This window comes from Rhodovulum viride, from assembly GCF_003265965.1.
In the GTDB taxonomy this organism is placed as follows: domain Bacteria; phylum Pseudomonadota; class Alphaproteobacteria; order Rhodobacterales; family Rhodobacteraceae; genus Rhodovulum; species Rhodovulum kholense.
The window spans coordinates 65,240-81,343 of record NZ_MUAV01000001.1 but is presented as its reverse complement, the minus strand read 5'-3'; the positions used below and the strand labels follow the sequence as shown (position 1 = coordinate 81,343).

The following is a 16,104-nucleotide window of genomic DNA, read 5'->3' as shown; positions in this document are numbered from 1 at the left end:
CGGTGTTGGGGCGTTATTGGCGCGCGGCTGCGGCGGCCGGGTCCGCGCGGCCGCCCGCCGGGTCGAAGGCGGGGCCGTTCGGAGACAACCTCAGCCCCGTCCGCAGCCGCCTGAAGGGCAGGTCGGCGGGATCGAAGGGCATCGGGCCCGGCGCGCAGGCCACAAGGATCGCCCCGGCGACGGGGGCGAAGTCGGCCCGGAAATGGGTCGAGCTCTTGACCACCAGGATCGACTGGTGCTCGGGCACGATCCCGACAAAGCGGAACATCTCGCGATCGGCCATCTGCGCGATCTGGCTGGTCACGGCGACGCGCACGCCGCCGATGCGCAGGCAGGCCGAGGGGCCGAGATCCAGCCGGGTGCCGCCGTAATAGGGGCCGGTCGCCTGAAGCGACCCGTCGGACAGCGCCTCGACCACGGCCACGGCCTCGACGGGCCGGTCGTCGGGCAGCCCGGGATGGCCGCCGATCCGGAACCGCGCGGTCGCGCCGAGGCCGGCCGCATGGGCGGCTGCCGCGGCGGCGGGGTCCACCATCAGCCCGATGGCCGCATCCTGCGCGTCGGCCGCGATCAGCGCCCGCAAGAGCCCGGTGGTCGCGGAAACGCCTCCGGCCCCGGGGTTGTCCTGGGTGTCGGCGATCACCACCGGGCCTGTCGCCTGCGCCGCCAGCCGCACCGCCTCGGCCACGGCCGCCTCGGCGGAAAAGGTGCGATTGTCAAAGCGCGGCTCTGCCGCCTCATAGGCTGCGGCGATACGGTCCGCGGCGCGGTCGGCCTCGGCCTGGGTCGCGGCATAGGCCACCGCGCTCGGCCCGCAATCGGGGATGTCGGCCGCGGGAAAGCCCATGAAAAGCGACGCCGACCAGGCGCCGGCGGCCTCCTCGGCGTCGAGTTCGGCATAAAGCCCGTCGGCCGGGGCCATCATCGTCGTCTGGAACGGGATCGGCACCAGATAGGACATCTGCCGGAACGCCTTGGCCGGCCGGGTGCCTGTCCGCATCATCCGGTCGAGCAGGCGCGCCGCCGCCGCCCCGGTCGCCGCCATGTCCACATGCGGATAGGTGCGAAAGCCGACGCAGGCGTCCAGGGCCTCGACGAAGGGCGCCGAGATATTGCCATGCAGGTCGAGCGCCGCCACGACCGGCACATCCGGCCCGACCGTGGCGCGCACGCGGCGCGCGATCTCGGCCTCGCCATCGTCCAGATGTTCGGCCACCATCGCGCCGTGCAGGTCGAGAAAAACGCCATCGAGCGTGCCTGCCCCGGCAAGGCCCGCGACGATCTCGTTGGCGATGGTTTCGAACGCCTCGCGGGTGACAGGGGCCGAGGGGATGGCGCCGGTCCAGAGGATGGGGGCTGCGTCCCAGCCCAGCTCCCCGGCGACGGCAAGTGCCCCCGATATGCCGAGGTTCACCCCCTGCGCGACCGCCGCGATCCCGGCCCCCCGGGACATGGGGATATATCCGCCCCCCTGCCGAAAGGCTGCAAGATCCGCCGGGGTCGGCGCAAAGGTGTTCGTCTCGTGAAGGAAGCCGGCCAGGGCAACCCGCATCTTGTGTCTCCGCTGTTGGTGGGCCTTGCCGGTCTTTGCGCCGACATTGGCTTGTATATCGACTGTCGATACACTAGTATTGCCAATAGAGCGTACTGGCCCGTTTTTGGGTTCGTCAAGCCGGAGATTTTGATGGCGAGCATTCTTCGCGCCGAGCCGGCGCAGGTGACCGATTTTCAGGCAGCGGAAGAAGACAAACTTTTCGTGCGCGCGGCCGGCAGGGCGATGCGGGTGCTGAGCGCGTTTCACCACGCCAGCGGGCCTCTCAGCCTGTCCGAGATCGCGGCCCGGGCCGCGCTCGATCGCTCGGCCGTCCAGCGGCTTGTCCACACGCTGGTCAAGCTGGGCTACATGCGGCGCAGTCCCGACGACCGGGGCTATCTGCCGGGGATCCGGCTGCTGGATCACACGCTCGATGTGCTGCGGCTCGATCCGGTGGTGCAGAAGGCGACGCCCGTGCTGCTGGAACTGCGCAAGACCGTGCGCGAGCGCGTCGATTTCAGCCTCTATGACGAGACCCGGCTGGTCTATGCGCTGCGCATGCAGAGCAAGCGCGAGACCTTCTATGCGACCCTCGTGGGCCACAGCGTGCCGACCTTCTGCACCGCCGGGGGGCGTGCGGTGCTGTCGGCGCTGTCCGATGAGGCCGCCCGCGAGGTCGTGATGCGGTCGCGCCTGCACCAGTTCACCTCGAAGACCGTCAACGATCCCGACGCCATCCTGGCGCTGATCGCCCGGGCCAGGTCCGACGGCTATGCGGTCGTGGTCGACGAATTCGTACAGGGCGAGGTTGCCATAGGCGTCGCGGTCGCGGGCCGCGACGGGGCGCCGCTCGGCGCGATCCACGTTGCGGGGTCGCTGTCGGAATGGACGCCCGAGGCCTTCGTGCGCCACGCCGCACCGGTGGCGACGGAGGCCGCCCGGGCCATCAATGGCAGCCTCTAGCGGAACGCCCGGAAGCCCATCCCGGACCGTCTTGCCGACGCGGGCCCCAGGCGGCGGCTCTGTCCATCCATCCGCCTCGGCCCGGACCGGACGAGTCCCTGCAGCGGCGCCCGGAACGCCGCTGCAGGCCGTGTCGGTCTTCGCGTCACGCCTTGCGGATCACACATTCGACATAGGCGCCCGGGACCGACATCGTCCCGTCGCGCGCCACATCGAACCGTGCGATCAACCCCAGAAGGTCCGTCTCCAGCGCCGCTTGCGCATCGTCGTCCAGCGACAGGAACGCCTTGTGGACCGGGCCATAGAGGCTGCGGAAGACCTCGATGAAATGGCCGGGCGCGCGATAGCGGAACACGAACTGCCGCGGGGTGACATCGATCGCGGCGGCGACGGGGCGGAAGGTGTGCTCGATCCAGTCGCGGTCGCCCCAGATCGCGGGCGACCGGAGCCCGGCCGGCGGGGCGACATGCGCGCCGAGCGTGCGGAACAGCTGCCCGATGAACCCGTCGGCGGTCCAGCTTGCAAGGCCGATCAGGCCGCCGGGACGGCAGGTGCGCGCCAGTTCCGCAGCGGCCTTCTGCTGGTTCGGCGCGAACATCACGCCGAAGGTCGAGACCACCGCATCGAAGGCCGCATCCCCGAATGGCAGCGCCTCGGCATCGGCCAGGCCGAAGCTCACGTCGAGGCCCTCGGCCTGCGCCCGCGCCCTGCCCTTGTCAAGCAACGCGGCAACGTAGTCGGTCGAGGTCACACGATGCCATCGGCGGGCAAAGGCGAGGGTCGCGTTGCCATTGCCCGCGGCCACGTCGAGAACGCGTGCGCCCGGGGGCAGGTCCATGCTTTCGGCCAGGGTTTCGCCGACGATCTGCAAGGTCGTGCCGATCACGGCATAGTCGCCCGAGGACCAGGCGGCATTCTGTTGCGCCTTGATCGCCGGGAAATCCGGTTGGACGTCAAGTCTGGTATCCATGATTTCAAATCCCGTGAACTATGTCTCAAATCGCTTTTCGCCTGACCGGGGACGCCGCCTGAAAGGGCCGCCTGACCGGACAGCTTCGGGGATCAGGTCGCCGGCAGGCCCGGCGCCCTGCAAGGCAGCCCCCCCAGTTCCGGCACCCGCAGCAGGCCGATATCCTTGCGCAGGTGATCGCCGAGCTTGGCCATCCCCCGCCTCTGGCGCGCCTTGCGCACCCGGTCGGAGCGGCACTTCATCAAGCGGCGGAACCGGCCCAGGGGCCCCGTCCCGGCCTCGCGGGTGCGGCCGCCCCCGGGCGGCGCGCACGAACGGTCCCGGCCGAGACCGGGGTGTTTCCAGAAGGTCATCGTCCTCTCCTCTCTCTGGACCGCCGAGACATACGGCCAGAGGGCCGGTTTCCGAATGACCGCACGGCCCGAAGACATGACCGATCGTCCGGCCCCGCGCGGCGGCGGGTTCGGCGGCGGGTCCGGCACTGGGCTCAGGGCGCTTGCGCGGCCCGCCAGTCTGCGGGCGACAGACCGGTTTCGCGCTTGAAGCTGCGCGAGAAAGCTTCGGGCGCCTCGTAGCCGACGCGGAAGGCGATCTCGGCGGCGGTGAGGTCGGTGTCGCGCAGAAGCAGGCGCGCGGCCTCGATCCGTTGCGCCAGGGCATAACGGGCGGGCCCCGATCCCATGAGGTCGGAGAAGCGCGCGACGAAGGCCGACCGCGACATCCCGGCCTCTGCCGCCAGCGCGCCGACCGAGACCGGGGCCGCGAGGCTCTGGTGGATGCGCGCCAGGGCCCGCGCGATCCGCGGATCGGCCATGCCCGCCAGCCAGCCCTGCGGCCGGGGCGTCCGCTCCAGATAAAGGCGCAACGCCTCGACCAGCAGCAACTCGGCCAGCTGCGCCATGACCGCAGCCGAAGAAATCCGCCCGGCCGTCAGTTCGCGGGCGACCATCCCGATCGAGGCCTCGATCCATTGCAGCGTCGCGACATGCTGGGTGCGGATCACCAGCAGCGTCGGCAAGGCATCCAGCAGCGGCGTGGGACCGGCATTCGCGGCGATGAACCCGCAAAGGAGCCGCGTGACATCGCCCCCGCCGCCAAAGCTGATCCGCGCCAGCCGGTCCCGGTCCGGCGGAAGGATCAGGTCCCGCCCGGGGACCGGATCGAGCCCCGGCCCGCTGGCAAGACTGTGCCGGGCGTTGGTGGGCAGAAACACCACATCGCCGGGGCCTGCCTCGCGCACCGAGCCGTCTTCCAGCCCGACCCGCATCGCGCCTTCGGTGACGATGTGATACGCGATCACCTGTTTCGGCACGTCCATGAACGGGCGGCAATCGGTCGGCGATATCCGGGCAAGGATCGCCCAGGGCGCGGTCAGTACGCCCTCCAGAAAGACGCCGCCCGCAAGATCGAGGGACCGGACGATCGCCGTCAGCGGATCGGATAGCATGCGCGTGCCCGCACCAGTCTGTCCCCTCGCCACGGGCGTCCTTGGGCCGCCCCCCCTGCGGTGTTCCTCCTCGGATGGGGCGGCACTATCGCACGAATTCGCGGCGGCCCCGGCGATTCTTTTCGCGCGGGCCGAACCGGCGGTCGGCGACCGGTGCGGCGGTCCTGGCAATGCCACGACGCAGCGCCCTCCGACCGGCGCGGGGCGCGCGACAGGGCGGCGCTAGCTGCGCCGGCCGCGCGGCCCGCCCCGGCGGCGGGCGGCGGGTTCTTCGGCAAGCCCCGCGCGCAGCACGGCTGTCATCGGATGATCGGCCGCGCCAGGGCCGTATTCGGCCAGAAGCCGGCGCAGGGCGCGGCTTGTGTCGACCGTCTCGGGCAGCCCCAGCGCCCAGTCGAGAAAGATCGAGCGGCATTCCGAGGGGCCGATCCCCTCGATCCGGTAGGATTCCCGGATCAGCCCCCGCGGGTCCGCCAGTTCAATCCGCATCATCGTCCTCCTGCGGGCTGCGCCCGATCGCCGCCTCGATCACCTCGGCCGCCGCAGCGCGCCGGTCGTCCAGCAGGGCCGCAAGCGCCCCGGCATCGGCCAGCCCCGTGCCCCGCAACAGGAAGGCCCGCCCGCTTTCGCCAAGGCTGCAAGGGTCGAGCGGCAGATCCGCGATCAGCTTGGCCGCGCCCTGCACCTGGCGCTGCAGCCGGTAGGAGGCGATCAGCGTCTGCGCCTCGGGGGCCTCGAGCCAGCCCGCATCAACCCCGGCATCGAGCTGGTCGGGCACCGAGGTCGCGGGGTGGGCGGCGATCAGCGCCGCGGCCGAGGCGATCAGTTCGATATCCTGGCCCCGGCCCGGCCCCTGCTTGCCGTCCCAGGCCGATTTCGCGGGCTTGGCCTCGGCCAGCCGCCGCCGCATGTCGACAACGCCCGCCACGGTGCGCGCCACATCGGCCTTGTCGCGCAGCAGCGCCTGACGAAATGCCTCGACCTCGGCGCCAAGCGCGCTGTCGCCCGCCACCGGCCGCGCGCGGGTCAGCGCCAGATGTTCCCAGGACCAGGCCTCGTCGCGCTGGTAGCTGCGAAAGCTCTGCAGCGAGGTCGCGACCGGCCCCTGATTGCCAGAGGGCCTGAGCCGCATGTCGACCTCGTAAAGCCGGCCCTCGGCCATCGGCGCGGTCAGCGCCGTCACCAGCGCCTGGGTCAGCTTGGCGTAATAGGCGCGCGAGGCCAGCGGGCGGCGGCCGTCCGAGGCCTCGACCCCGTCGGCATCGTAGATCACGATCAGGTCGAGATCGGACCGCGAGGTCAATGCGCCTGCGCCGAGCGAGCCCATGCCCAGCACCGTGGCCCCCTTGCCGGGCGGCGCGCCATGCTTGGCGGCGAACTGCGCGACGACCTTCGGCCAGAGCGCGGCCAGAACCGCCTCGGCCAGATCGGCATATTCGGCGCCCGCGGTCTCTGCGTCGATCAGGCCGCGCAGGAAATGGACCCCGATCCGGAAATGCCATTCCTTGGCCCAGGCCCGCGCGGCATCGAGCTGGGCCTCATAGTCGCCCAGCGTCCCGAGCCGGTCGGCCAGCGCCCCGGTCAGCGCCGCGCGTCCCGGCCAGGCCTCGAAGAAGCTGCCGCCGATGACGGCGTCCAGCACCCGGGCGTTGCGCGACAGGTACTGCGCCAGTTCCGGCGAGACGCTGGTGATGTCGATCAAGAGGTCGATCAGATGCGGGTTGGCCTCGAACAGCGAGAACAGCTGCACCCCCGCTGGCAGGCCCGCGAGAAACCCGTCGAAGGCGGCGAAGGCCTCGTCGGGGCGTGGCGCCTTGGTCAAGCGCGAGAAGAGATCGGGTTTCAGCCGGTGGAAGATCTCGCGCGCCCGCGCGGTGCGCAGGCAGGGATAGCCGGGCCAGCGTTCGACGATCCCGGCCGCGGTCTCCGGGATCTCGGGCAGATCCTCGGCGGGCTTGCCGGGGGCGAAGAAACCTTCGGTCAGGCCCGCGACCCGGCGCAGCCGCGCGGCCAGCGCGTCGCGCCAGGGCCCGGTCTCGGCCGCGCCGCAGAACCGCGCGATCCGCTCGATCCCTTCGGGCGAATTCGGCAGCAGATGGGTCTGGGCGTCGTTGACCATCTGCAGCCGGTGTTCGACCTCGCGATGGGCGCGGTAGTCCTCGGTCAGCGTCCCGGCGATCTCGCGCGGGACCCAGCCCTTGTCGGCCAGCCGCGCCAACCCCTCGACCGTGCCCCGGGCCCGCAGGTCCGGGTCGCGCCCGCCCGCGATGATCTGCCGGGTCTGGGTGAAGAACTCGATCTCGCGGATGCCGCCCTGCCCCAGCTTCATGTCATGGCCTTCAAGGCACAGCGCCCCATGCAGGCCCTTGTGACTGCGAATCCTCAGCCGCATGTCATGGGCGTCCTGGATCGCCGCGAAATCGAGATGCTTGCGCCAGACGAAGGGCCTGAGCCGGTCGAGATAGGCCCAGCCGGCCTGAATATCGCCCGCGCAGGGCCGTGCCTTGATATGGGCCGCGCGTTCCCAGGTGCGCCCGAGCGCCTCGTAATAGCGTTCGGCCGCCTCCATCGACATGCAGACCGGCGTGACCGAGGCGTCGGGCCTCAGCCGCAGGTCGGTGCGGAAGACATAGCCCTCGCCTGTGGCCTCGGACAGGATCGCGGTCATCCGCCGGGTGATCTTGACGAAGGCGCTGCGCGCCTCGTGGAAATCGGCGGGATCGAAGCGGTCCTGATCGAAGAGGCAGATCAGGTCGATGTCTGACGAATAGTTCAGCTCATGCGCGCCCTGCTTGCCCATGGCCAGCGCCACCATGCCGCCCGCCGTCCCGGCATCGGCCTCGGTCAGGCCGGGCAGCTTGCCGCGCGCGATCTCGGCCGCGACCAGCCGCCGGATCGTGACGTCGACGCAAAGATCGGCGAAATCGGTCAGCGCGCCGGTCACCGCCTCGAGCGGCCAGAGCCCGCCCAGATCGGAGAGCGCGATCAACAGCGCCGCGCGGCGCTTGGCCTGGCGCAGCCCGGGCTTCAGCGCGTCGAGCGTGAGGCCCCGGACCTCGTCCAGAAGCGCCGCGAAGACCGGTTCGGGCGTGCCCGCCAGCAGATCCTCCAGCCAGTCGGCCTCGCGCGTCATCAGCCCCCACAGATAGGGACTGCACCCGGCCGTGCCCTCCAGCAGGGCGCGGATCTCGGGCGGCTGGGCGGCGAAGCGGTCGGCCGCCTCGGCGGCGCGGTCGGGCTCGTAGGCAAGGGGCGCGCGGGTCAGTCGGGATGCGAAGCTCATGGCCGAGTGATGCCGCGCGCGGGCGGCCCGGTCAACGGGGCTTGCACCGGGCGGCGGCGGTGCCGATAGTCCGCACCGACCGAAGGAGGATGCGATGTCGAAAAGCCTGAACCGGGTGCGCGCGGCGCTGGAGGCGGCCGGGCTGCCCGCGGACATCCGCGAACTGGGCCAGACCCGCACCGCCGAAGAGGCCGCGGCAGCGGTCGGCTGCGCGCTTGACCAGATCGCCAAGTCGATCATCTTCCGGGGCGAGGACAGCGGTACCGCGATCCTGTTCCTGACTGCGGGCGGCAACCGGGTGTCGGAGGCCAAGGCCTCGGCGCTGGCGGGCGAGCCGCTGGGCAAGGCCGATGCCGCGCTGATCCGCGCCCAGACCGGCTTTGCCATCGGCGGCGTCGCCCCGGTCGGCCATCTGGGCCCGATCCGCGCCTTTCTCGACCCGCGCCTTCTTGATTTCGAAACGGTCTGGGCGGCCGCCGGAACGCCGCGTCATGTCTTCCCGCTCGACCCGCATGTGCTGCCGGGCCTGACCGGCGCCGAGGCGGCCGACTTCACGCTTTAGGCGCTGCGACGCCAGATCATCGGCCCGGAGGCGAACAGGCGCTTGCGGGAGCCTGCCTTTCCGGCAGACACTCTTGCCGAGGACCGGGCGGGAGGGCGACCAATGGGCATCACGGCACCCGATTTCACCATCGGCATCGAGGAGGAATACCTTCTTGTCGACCGCGAGACCTGCGCGCTGGCGCAGGCGCCGAAAGGGCTGATGGAGGCCTGTGCCGCCGACCTGGGCGATCAGGTCACGCCGGAATTCCTGCAATGCCAGATCGAGGTCGGCACCCGGGTCTGCCGCACCGTATCCGAGGCCCGCGAGGACCTCAGGCGGCTGCGCGCGACGGTGGCGCGGCATGCCGAAAGCTACGGGCTGGCGCCGATCGCCGCCTCCTGCCACCCCTCGGCCGACTGGCTCGACCAGAATCACACCGACAAGGACCGCTATAACGATCTCGACCGGGCGCTGGCGGCGGTGGCGCGGCGGATGCTGATCTGTGGCATGCATGTGCATGTGGGCATCCCCGATCCCGACCAGCGCATCGACCTGATGGCGCAGTTTTCCTATTTCCTGCCGCATCTGCTGGCCATGTCGACCTCGTCGCCGTTCTGGAAGGGGGTCGATACCGGGCTTGCCTCCTACCGGCTGACGGTGTTCGACAACCTGCCCCGCACCGGGCTGCCGCCGCGGTTCGAAAGCTGGTCCGATTACGAACGCTCCGTCGGCGCGCTGACCCGGCTGGGTCTGATCGAGGACGCGACCAAGATCTGGTGGGACCTGCGCCCCTCGGCCCGGTTTCCGACGCTGGAGACCCGGATCTGCGACATGTGCCCCCGGCTCGATCACACGCTGTCGCTGGCCGCGCTGATCCAGTGCACGCTGAGGATGCTGTGGCGGCTTGCGGGCGAGAACCTGCGCTGGCGGGTCTATGAACGGTTTCTGGTGGGCGAGAACCGCTGGCGGGCACAGCGCTATGGCGTGTCCGAAGGGCTGGTCGATTTCGGTCGCAAGGAACTGGTACCCTTCGCCGATCTGCTGGAAGAACTGATCCAGCTGGTCGAGGCCGATGCGGCGGCGCTGGGCTGTCTCGACGAGGTCAATGCCGCGCGCGCCGTCATCGCCCATGGCACCAGCGCCGAACGCCAGCGCGCCATCCATGCCACGGCGCTGGCCGCGGGGGCCGACCGAGAGGGCGCGATGCGCGCTGTCGTGCAGGGGCTGATCGAGGAATTCGGCGCCGATCTCTGAGCGCATGCCGTGAAACGCAAGACGAACGCCCCGGCCGGCGCCCGCCCGGGACCCGGCCCTCCCCGGGGTCTGTCAGCCGCGCGGCTTGCGGCGCAGCGCACCGAACCCGGCCAGCCCGGCCAGCAGCAGACCGCCCGCGGCCGGAAGCGGCACCGGCGCCGGGTCGGGCTGCAGTTCGGGCACCGTGCCGAACATCTTGGACGACCCGCTGCCGCTGCACTGGGCCGGACCCGGATTGGCGCAGGATCCGACGGTCTGGCCGCGCACCGCGAAGCTCTGGCCGATGAAATCGGTCACGTCGAGATCGGCGCCATAGACGAGGAAGCTGAAGGAATTGTAGAAATCCCCGCTGGACCCGACCGCGCCGATGGCGATGCCGATATCGAACTCGGCCCCGATATTGCCGGCCTGGGCATTCTTGGTGTCAGTGGCGAAGCCAAGCGTCGGGCCAAGGTCGGTCCATTTGATCGAGTCGACCGATCCGTCACCGCCCAGATCGAAATAGACCGCCGCGATGTCGCCCTGGTTGACCGCATCGGTCACCAGAAAGCTCATCTTGACGCCGCCCGCCACGTCTTCCAGCGTGACGGTGGTTTTCATCGGGTCGCTGCCCCTCTGGTCGGCAAGATCGAAGCTGATCGTGGCCGCGGACCCGGCCGAGGCCGCTGCGATAAACCCGGCAGCGGCGGCGGAAATCAGGAAAAGCCTTTTCAAGGGAAATCCCCCATTAAAATGATTCCATACCGATTTCTTAATTCCGCCACGAATTTGACGCAAAGGAAATCTCTGGCGCGGACGCTTGCATGACCCCCTCCCCGGTCGCTAACTAAACGGGTGTTCATTTCTTTCGCGACGGGGGAGCAGCGACCATGGATTTTGCGCTAAGCGAGGAACAGACGGCGATCTTTGACATGGCCTGCGATTTCGGCGCGGACCATATCGCGCCCCATGCCCGGAAGTGGGAGGCCGAGGGCACGATCCCCAAGACGCTCTGGCCCGAACTGGGCGCGCTGGGCTTCGGCGGGCTTTACGTGCGCGACAGCTCGGGCGGCGCGGGGCTGACGCGGCTTGATGCGACGCTGGTCTTCGAGGCGCTCAGCATGGCCTGCCCGGCCGTGGCTGCCTTCCTGTCGATCCACAACATGTGCGCCAAGATGATCGACACCTTCGGGTCGGACGAGATGCGCGCCCGGGTGCTGCCCGAGGCGCTGCCGCTGCGGACCGTGCTGTCCTACTGCCTGACCGAACCGGGCTCGGGCTCGGACGCGGCGGCGCTGAAGACCCGCGCGGTGCGCAGCACCGACGGCTGGGCGCTGACCGGGACCAAGGCCTTCATTTCGGGCGGCGGCTATTCCGACGCCTATGTCGTCATGGCCCGCACCGGCGAGGCCGGGCCGAAGGGCATCTCGGCCTTTCTGGTCGAGGACGGGCGGCCGGGGCTGTCGTTCGGCGGGCTCGAGGACAAGATGGGCTGGCGCGCCCAGCCGACGCGGCAGGTGCAGTTCGACAATTGCACCATTCCCGCGGCCAACCTGCTGGGCGAAGAGGGCAAGGGGTTTCGCTATGCCATGGCCGGGCTCGACGGCGGGCGACTGAACATCGCGGCCTGTTCGCTGGGCGCGGCGCAGGCGGCGCTTGACGCAACGCTGGCCTATATGGGCGACCGGCAGGCCTTCGGCCAGCGGCTTGACCGGTTCCAGGCGCTGCAGTTCCGTCTTGCCGACATGGAGATCGAACTGCAGGCCGCGCGCATCTTCCTGCGCCAGGCGGCGTGGAAGCTCGATCAGGGCACGCCCGATGCCACCAAGTTCTGTGCCATGGCCAAGGCCTTCGTGACCGAGACCGGATCCAAGGTGGCCGATGCCTGCCTGCAACTGCATGGCGGCTATGGCTATCTGGCCGATTACGGGATCGAGAAGATCGTGCGCGACCTGCGCGTGCACCAGATCCTCGAGGGCACCAACGAGATCATGCGGCTGATCGTGGCGCGCCAGTTGCTGGAGGCGCGCGGATGAGCGAGATCGAGATCCGGAAAGAGGGCCGGATCGGCCGCATCACCCTGACCCGTCCGGCGGCGCTGAACGCGCTCGGCTACGAGATGTGTCTGGCCATCGAGGCCGCGCTGGACGCCTGGGCGCCCGATCCCGAGGTGCGGATGATCCTGATCGACGCCGAAGGGAACAAGGCGTTCTGCGCGGGCGGCGACATCGCGGTGATGTACGAGACCGGCACCCGGGGCGATTATGCCTATGGACAGAAATTCTGGCGCGACGAATACCGGATGAACGCCAAGCTCTTCGAATTCCCCAAGCCCGTGGTCAGCCTGATGCAGGGCTTCGTGATGGGCGGGGGCGTCGGCGTCGGCTGTCACGGCTCGCACCGGGTGGTGGGCGAAACCTCGCAGGTCGCCATGCCCGAATGCGGGATCGGCCTCGTGCCCGATGTGGGCGGCTCGCTGATCCTCGCCCGTGCGCCGGGGCGGCTGGGCGAATATCTGGGCGTGACCGGCCGCCGGATGGGCCCGGCCGATGCGATCTTCGCGGGCTTTGCCGATTACTTCATCCCCGAGGCCGACTGGGCCGCGCTGACCGGGACGCTGGTCGAAACCGGCGACTGGGAGGCCGTCGACCGCGCGGCCCGGACGCCGCCGCCGGGCGAGCTGGCCGCGCTGCAACCCCGGATCGACGCGCTTTTCGCGGGCGAGCGGCTGCTGGACATCGTCAATGCGCTGACGGCCGACGGATCGGACTTTGCGCTGTCGGCGCTGAAGGTGATGGAGCGCAACAGCCCGCTGGCCATGGCCTGCGCCATCGAGATGCAGCACCGGCTGAAGGGCTCGGACGACATCCGCCGGGCGCTGGCGCTGGAATACCGCTTTACCTATCGCGCGCCGGAGCATTCGGATTTCCTTGAAGGCATCCGCGCGGCCATCATCGACAAGGACCGCAAGCCGCGCTGGAAACATGCGGGGCTGGATGCCGTGCCCGGCGCCGATGTGGCGCGCATGCTGATGCCGCTGGGCGAACACGGGCTGAAACTGGAGGAGGAACTGCAATGAAGATCGGGTTCATCGGGCTCGGCAACATGGGGGCGCCGATGGCGGCGAACCTCGTGCAGGCGGGCCATGAGGTGACGGGCTTCGACCTGACAGCCCCCGCCCCCGAGGGCGTCGCCATGGCGGACAGCGCGGCGGCGGCGGCCCAGGGCCGCGAGGTCGTCATCACCATGCTGCCGAACGGGCAGATCCTGCGCGCCGTCGCGGCCGAGATCCTGCCCGCGATGGCGTCGGGCGCGGTGCTTCTGGACTGCTCGACCGTCGATGTCGACAGCGCGCGTGCCGTGGCGGCCGCGGCCGAGGCGGCGGGGCTGATGGCGGTCGACGCGCCGGTTTCGGGGGGCGTCGGCGGCGCGTCGGCGGGCACCCTGACCTTCATGGCGGGCGGCAGCGACGCGGCCTTCGCGACGGTCCGGCCCCTGTTCGACATCATGGGTCAGAAGGCCGTCCATTGCGGGCCTTCGGGCAACGGGCAGGCCGCCAAGATCTGCAACAACATGATCCTCGGCGTCACCATGATCGCGACCTGCGAGGCCTTCGCGCTGGCCGACAAGCTGGGGCTTGCACGCGACAAGATGTTCGATGTGGTCTCGACCTCGTCGGGCTACAGCTGGTCCATGAACGCCTATTGCCCCGCCCCCGGCATCGGCCCGGCCAGCCCCGCCGACAACGGCTACAAGCCCGGCTTTGCCGCCGATCTGATGCTGAAGGACCTGCGGCTGTCGCAGCAGGCGGCCGAAGCCGCCGATGCCGACACGCCGATGGGGGCCCGCGCGGCCGAGCTTTACGCGACCTTCGTCGAAGCCGAGGACGGCGCCGGGCGCGACTTTTCGGCGATGCTGCCCCGCTTCGAGAAACGCGGGCGCGGATGAGCTGGCTTGCGCGCGCCGAAGGCCTTGAGGGCATCGAGCCGGGCATCGCCGCCCGGCTTGGAACGCTGCCGGTCAGCCCGCTGCCGAAGGGCAAGGTGCTGTTCTGCCCCGGCGAGGCGGCGCGCGGCTTCACCATCCTTCTGACCGGCCGAGTCGAGGTCTTTCTGATCGGCCCGACGGGGCGCGAGATCCTGCTTTACGCCATCGAGCCGGGGCAATCCTGCGTGCAGTCGACGCTGGGGCTTCTGGGCGGCGAGGACTATACCGGCGAGGCGGTCGCAGCCACCGATTGCGAGGCGGTGCTGGTGCCGAAGGACATCTTCCTTGCGCTGATGGACGAGAGCCCGGTCTTTCGCCGCTTCGTCTTCGGAGCCTTCGCGCAGCGGCTGCAATCGGTGATGGCGCTGCTCGAACGGGTGGCCTTCCAGAAGGTCGAAAGCCGGCTGGCCGCCGATCTGCTGGACCGCGCGGCCGATGGCGCCGTCCACGCCACCCATCAGGAGATCGCGACCCGGATCGGCACCGCGCGCGAGGTCGTCTCGCGCCGGCTCGACGCGCTGGCCCGGGCGGGGATGGTGCGGCTCGACCGTGGCTGCGTCACCATCGAGGACGCGCCGGGTCTGGCCCGGCTTGCCACCGCCGACGGGGCCCGGTGATCCGTCAGACGTCTCGCGGCTGGGTGACACAGTCACAGACGGGCCGCGCGGCCCGGGGCAAACTGGGGCCATCCTGTCCGGGACTGCCGGACGAGTCGGACCCATCCATCGGAGGACCCATCCATGACCACCCAATCCCTGCTTTCGAAGAATGTCGGCGGCATCGACCGCACCCTGCGCATCGTCATCGGCGCGCTGATGGTGATCGCCGCGCTGATCGGCTACAGCAAATGGCTGCTGATCGGCGTCGTGCCGCTGGCCACCGGCCTGATGTCGACCTGCCCGCTTTATTCGCTGATCGGGCTGAACACCTGCAAGAAGGACTGACAGGCCCGCAAGGACGACAGCGGCAGGGCGTCGGGGCGCCCTGCCCCTTGCCGCTCGGGTGGCGGATCGGCGCCGAAGCGGCCGGGTTTTTCGGCGCCGCTTGAACCCGTCTGACCGCCCGGACGTTTTGTTCCGAGACATAACCGGAGACCCCGCATGCGTCCGATCCTGCTGGCGGCCATGACCGCCTTCGCCCTGACCCCTGCCCTCGCCACCGCCTCGCCCGGGCATTGCCCGCCGGGCCTCGCCAAGAAAAGCCCGGCCTGCGTTCCCCCCGGTCAGGCCCGCAAGGGCGCCGAGCTTGGCCATGGCATCGTTGCGGGGTACCCGGTCGACGGCCGCTATCGCTCTCTCACCGATCCGCGCCACTACCGGCTTGACCCGCGCGGCAGCTACTACGTGCGCGACGACGGCTGGGTCGTGCGCGTCGATCCCGAGACCCGCAAGGTGCTGGACCTGATCGGCGCCATCGACGCGCTGGTGAACTGACCCCTGCTGCCCGACCCGTCGGCCGAAACCGGCGCATCGCCCAAGACCCGCCGACGGAGCCGGACCCGGGCGCCGTATTGTCCCCGGAACGCCGATCATGGAGGACAAGATGCGATTTCTGACGACCGGGCTCGCGGCAACGATCGCCCTGACCGCCGGGCTGAGCCTGGCACAGGCCCAGCCGCAGGGCTGCCCGCCCGGGCAAGCGATGAAGAACGGTCAGTGCGCCCAGACCCAACCGCGCGGCGAGCAGCCGCCCGGCAAGGGCCAACCGCAGGCCGGGGCACAGCAACAGCCGGGTCCCGGCGGCCAGCCGCCCGGCAAGGGCAAACCGAACGCCAAGCCCCAGCAGGGCCAGCCGGGACCGCAAGGCAAGATGCAGGCCGGCGGGTCGCCCGCCATGGGCCAACCCGGCCCGCGCCCGGCCCAGGGCGCCGGGGGCACCGGACAGGCGCCGCGCGGCGGCGAGATCCGTCCGGCGCCGATGCCGCAGGGCGTGGCGGTCGGCCATCATGTGCCGAAGGACTTCCGGCCGATGCAGAATCCCGAACGCCACGGGCTCGACCCGAACGCGCGCTACTATACCCGCAATGACGGGATCGTGCTGAAGGTGAACCCCGACACGCTGGCGGTGCTGGGCGTCGTCGGCATGATCGCCGCGATGTCGAACTGACCCATGCCCCGCGCGCCATTCCGGTGGCGCGCGGGGT

Annotated in this window: 17 protein-coding genes; 10 read left to right on the top strand and 7 right to left on the bottom strand. The window is 70.2% G+C overall.

The genetic code is table 11. From position 1 onward, the window contains the following. Positions 1 to 13 precede the first annotated feature (13 nt). Complete coding sequence (locus BYZ73_RS00390) at positions 14 to 1,552, bottom strand: M81 family metallopeptidase (RefSeq protein WP_112314461.1); 1,539 nt, start codon at positions 1,550 to 1,552, stop codon at positions 14 to 16. A 132-nt stretch (positions 1,553 to 1,684) separates the two neighbouring features. Here BYZ73_RS00390 and BYZ73_RS00385 point away from each other — a divergent pair, with 132 nt between their 5' ends. After that, the gene (locus BYZ73_RS00385; protein ID WP_108023334.1) at positions 1,685 to 2,497 is read left to right on the top strand and encodes an IclR family transcriptional regulator; all 813 of its coding nucleotides are present in this window, start codon (positions 1,685 to 1,687) and stop codon (positions 2,495 to 2,497) included. 145 nt (positions 2,498 to 2,642) lie between these two features. On the opposite strand, the gene BYZ73_RS00380 is transcribed toward BYZ73_RS00385, so the two are convergent. The 5 genes from BYZ73_RS00380 to BYZ73_RS00360 form a co-directional block, all read right to left on the bottom strand. Further along, positions 2,643 to 3,467 carry a class I SAM-dependent methyltransferase gene (locus BYZ73_RS00380; protein WP_108023332.1) on the bottom strand — a complete coding sequence of 275 codons (825 nt, stop codon included), beginning with the start codon at positions 3,465 to 3,467 and terminating at the stop codon, positions 2,643 to 2,645. 92 nt (positions 3,468 to 3,559) lie between these two features. Beyond that, on the bottom strand, positions 3,560 to 3,820 hold the full coding sequence (locus BYZ73_RS00375) for a hypothetical protein (RefSeq protein ID WP_108023330.1): 261 nt from the start codon (positions 3,818 to 3,820) through the stop codon (positions 3,560 to 3,562). Between the two features lie 134 nt (positions 3,821 to 3,954). Continuing rightward, a complete protein-coding gene (locus BYZ73_RS00370; RefSeq protein ID WP_108023328.1) occupies positions 3,955 to 4,914 on the bottom strand; it encodes an AraC family transcriptional regulator in 960 nt (319 codons plus the stop codon). Positions 4,915 to 5,136: 222 nt separating this feature from the next. Further along, positions 5,137 to 5,403 (bottom strand): hypothetical protein, encoded by a 267-nt coding sequence (locus BYZ73_RS00365; protein WP_342750279.1) that lies wholly within the window; start codon positions 5,401 to 5,403, stop codon positions 5,137 to 5,139. Further along, the gene (locus tag BYZ73_RS00360) at positions 5,393 to 8,197 is read right to left on the bottom strand and encodes a bifunctional [glutamate--ammonia ligase]-adenylyl-L-tyrosine phosphorylase/[glutamate--ammonia-ligase] adenylyltransferase (RefSeq protein WP_112314460.1); all 2,805 of its coding nucleotides are present in this window, start codon (positions 8,195 to 8,197) and stop codon (positions 5,393 to 5,395) included. The genes BYZ73_RS00365 and BYZ73_RS00360 overlap by 11 nt, the downstream gene beginning before the upstream one ends. Positions 8,198 to 8,291: 94 nt before the next feature. On the opposite strand from BYZ73_RS00360, the gene BYZ73_RS00355 reads away from it, so the two are divergent. Then, the gene (locus BYZ73_RS00355) at positions 8,292 to 8,759 is read left to right on the top strand and encodes a YbaK/EbsC family protein (protein WP_112314459.1); all 468 of its coding nucleotides are present in this window, start codon (positions 8,292 to 8,294) and stop codon (positions 8,757 to 8,759) included. Positions 8,760 to 8,867: 108 nt separating this feature from the next. Then, a complete protein-coding gene (locus BYZ73_RS00350) occupies positions 8,868 to 9,995 on the top strand; it encodes a carboxylate-amine ligase (protein ID WP_112314606.1) in 1,128 nt (375 codons plus the stop codon). Between the two features lie 72 nt (positions 9,996 to 10,067). Here the strand turns inward: BYZ73_RS00350 and BYZ73_RS00345 are convergent, their stop codons facing one another. After that, positions 10,068 to 10,709 (bottom strand): VPLPA-CTERM sorting domain-containing protein, encoded by a 642-nt coding sequence (locus BYZ73_RS00345; RefSeq protein ID WP_112314458.1) that lies wholly within the window; start codon positions 10,707 to 10,709, stop codon positions 10,068 to 10,070. Positions 10,710 to 10,864: 155 nt separating this feature from the next. On the opposite strand from BYZ73_RS00345, the gene BYZ73_RS00340 reads away from it, so the two are divergent. The 7 genes from BYZ73_RS00340 to BYZ73_RS00310 all read left to right on the top strand — a co-directional run bounded on the left by BYZ73_RS00340 (position 10,865) and on the right by BYZ73_RS00310 (position 16,067). Next, a complete protein-coding gene (locus BYZ73_RS00340) occupies positions 10,865 to 12,010 on the top strand; it encodes an acyl-CoA dehydrogenase family protein (RefSeq protein ID WP_112314457.1) in 1,146 nt (381 codons plus the stop codon). Beyond that, the gene (locus BYZ73_RS00335; RefSeq protein ID WP_112314456.1) at positions 12,007 to 13,053 is read left to right on the top strand and encodes an enoyl-CoA hydratase/isomerase family protein; all 1,047 of its coding nucleotides are present in this window, start codon (positions 12,007 to 12,009) and stop codon (positions 13,051 to 13,053) included. The genes BYZ73_RS00340 and BYZ73_RS00335 overlap by 4 nt, the downstream gene beginning before the upstream one ends. Then, positions 13,050 to 13,922 (top strand): 3-hydroxyisobutyrate dehydrogenase, encoded by an 873-nt coding sequence (mmsB, locus tag BYZ73_RS00330; RefSeq protein ID WP_108023313.1) that lies wholly within the window; start codon positions 13,050 to 13,052, stop codon positions 13,920 to 13,922. Before BYZ73_RS00335 ends, mmsB begins: the two co-directional genes overlap by 4 nt. Beyond that, complete coding sequence (locus BYZ73_RS00325; protein ID WP_112314455.1) at positions 13,919 to 14,578, top strand: Crp/Fnr family transcriptional regulator; 660 nt, start codon at positions 13,919 to 13,921, stop codon at positions 14,576 to 14,578. The genes mmsB and BYZ73_RS00325 overlap by 4 nt, the downstream gene beginning before the upstream one ends. 138 nt (positions 14,579 to 14,716) lie before the next feature. Continuing rightward, a complete protein-coding gene (locus BYZ73_RS00320; protein WP_170120294.1) occupies positions 14,717 to 14,905 on the top strand; it encodes a YgaP family membrane protein in 189 nt (62 codons plus the stop codon). A gap of 156 nt (positions 14,906 to 15,061) precedes the next feature. Further along, positions 15,062 to 15,394 carry an excinuclease ABC subunit A gene (locus tag BYZ73_RS00315; RefSeq protein ID WP_245943011.1) on the top strand — a complete coding sequence of 111 codons (333 nt, stop codon included), beginning with the start codon at positions 15,062 to 15,064 and terminating at the stop codon, positions 15,392 to 15,394. A gap of 109 nt (positions 15,395 to 15,503) precedes the next feature. Next, entirely contained in the window at positions 15,504 to 16,067 is a 564-nt protein-coding gene (locus tag BYZ73_RS00310) for a hypothetical protein (RefSeq protein ID WP_146746238.1), read from the top strand. Positions 16,068 to 16,104: the final 37 nt, after the last annotated feature.

What these genes read in the sequence shown, in the direction of transcription:
- BYZ73_RS00365 (WP_342750279.1), bottom strand. Translation starts at nt 5,403, where the DNA reads ATGCGGATTGAACTGGCGGACCCGCGGGGGCTGATCCGGGAATCCTAC.
- BYZ73_RS00370 (WP_108023328.1), bottom strand. Translation starts at nt 4,914, where the DNA reads ATGCTATCCGATCCGCTGACGGCGATCGTCCGGTCCCTCGATCTTGCG.
- BYZ73_RS00375 (WP_108023330.1), bottom strand. Translation starts at nt 3,820, where the DNA reads ATGACCTTCTGGAAACACCCCGGTCTCGGCCGGGACCGTTCGTGCGCG.
- BYZ73_RS00355 (WP_112314459.1), top strand. Translation starts at nt 8,292, where the DNA reads ATGTCGAAAAGCCTGAACCGGGTGCGCGCGGCGCTGGAGGCGGCCGGG.
- BYZ73_RS00325 (WP_112314455.1), top strand. Translation starts at nt 13,919, where the DNA reads ATGAGCTGGCTTGCGCGCGCCGAAGGCCTTGAGGGCATCGAGCCGGGC.
- BYZ73_RS00390 (WP_112314461.1), bottom strand. Translation starts at nt 1,552, where the DNA reads ATGCGGGTTGCCCTGGCCGGCTTCCTTCACGAGACGAACACCTTTGCG.
- BYZ73_RS00380 (WP_108023332.1), bottom strand. Translation starts at nt 3,467, where the DNA reads ATGGATACCAGACTTGACGTCCAACCGGATTTCCCGGCGATCAAGGCG.
- BYZ73_RS00340 (WP_112314457.1), top strand. Translation starts at nt 10,865, where the DNA reads ATGGATTTTGCGCTAAGCGAGGAACAGACGGCGATCTTTGACATGGCC.
- BYZ73_RS00335 (WP_112314456.1), top strand. Translation starts at nt 12,007, where the DNA reads ATGAGCGAGATCGAGATCCGGAAAGAGGGCCGGATCGGCCGCATCACC.
- BYZ73_RS00310 (WP_146746238.1), top strand. Translation starts at nt 15,504, where the DNA reads ATGCGATTTCTGACGACCGGGCTCGCGGCAACGATCGCCCTGACCGCC.
- BYZ73_RS00385 (WP_108023334.1), top strand. Translation starts at nt 1,685, where the DNA reads ATGGCGAGCATTCTTCGCGCCGAGCCGGCGCAGGTGACCGATTTTCAG.
- BYZ73_RS00315 (WP_245943011.1), top strand. Translation starts at nt 15,062, where the DNA reads ATGCGTCCGATCCTGCTGGCGGCCATGACCGCCTTCGCCCTGACCCCT.
- BYZ73_RS00360 (WP_112314460.1), bottom strand. Translation starts at nt 8,197, where the DNA reads ATGAGCTTCGCATCCCGACTGACCCGCGCGCCCCTTGCCTACGAGCCC.
- mmsB (WP_108023313.1), top strand. Translation starts at nt 13,050, where the DNA reads ATGAAGATCGGGTTCATCGGGCTCGGCAACATGGGGGCGCCGATGGCG.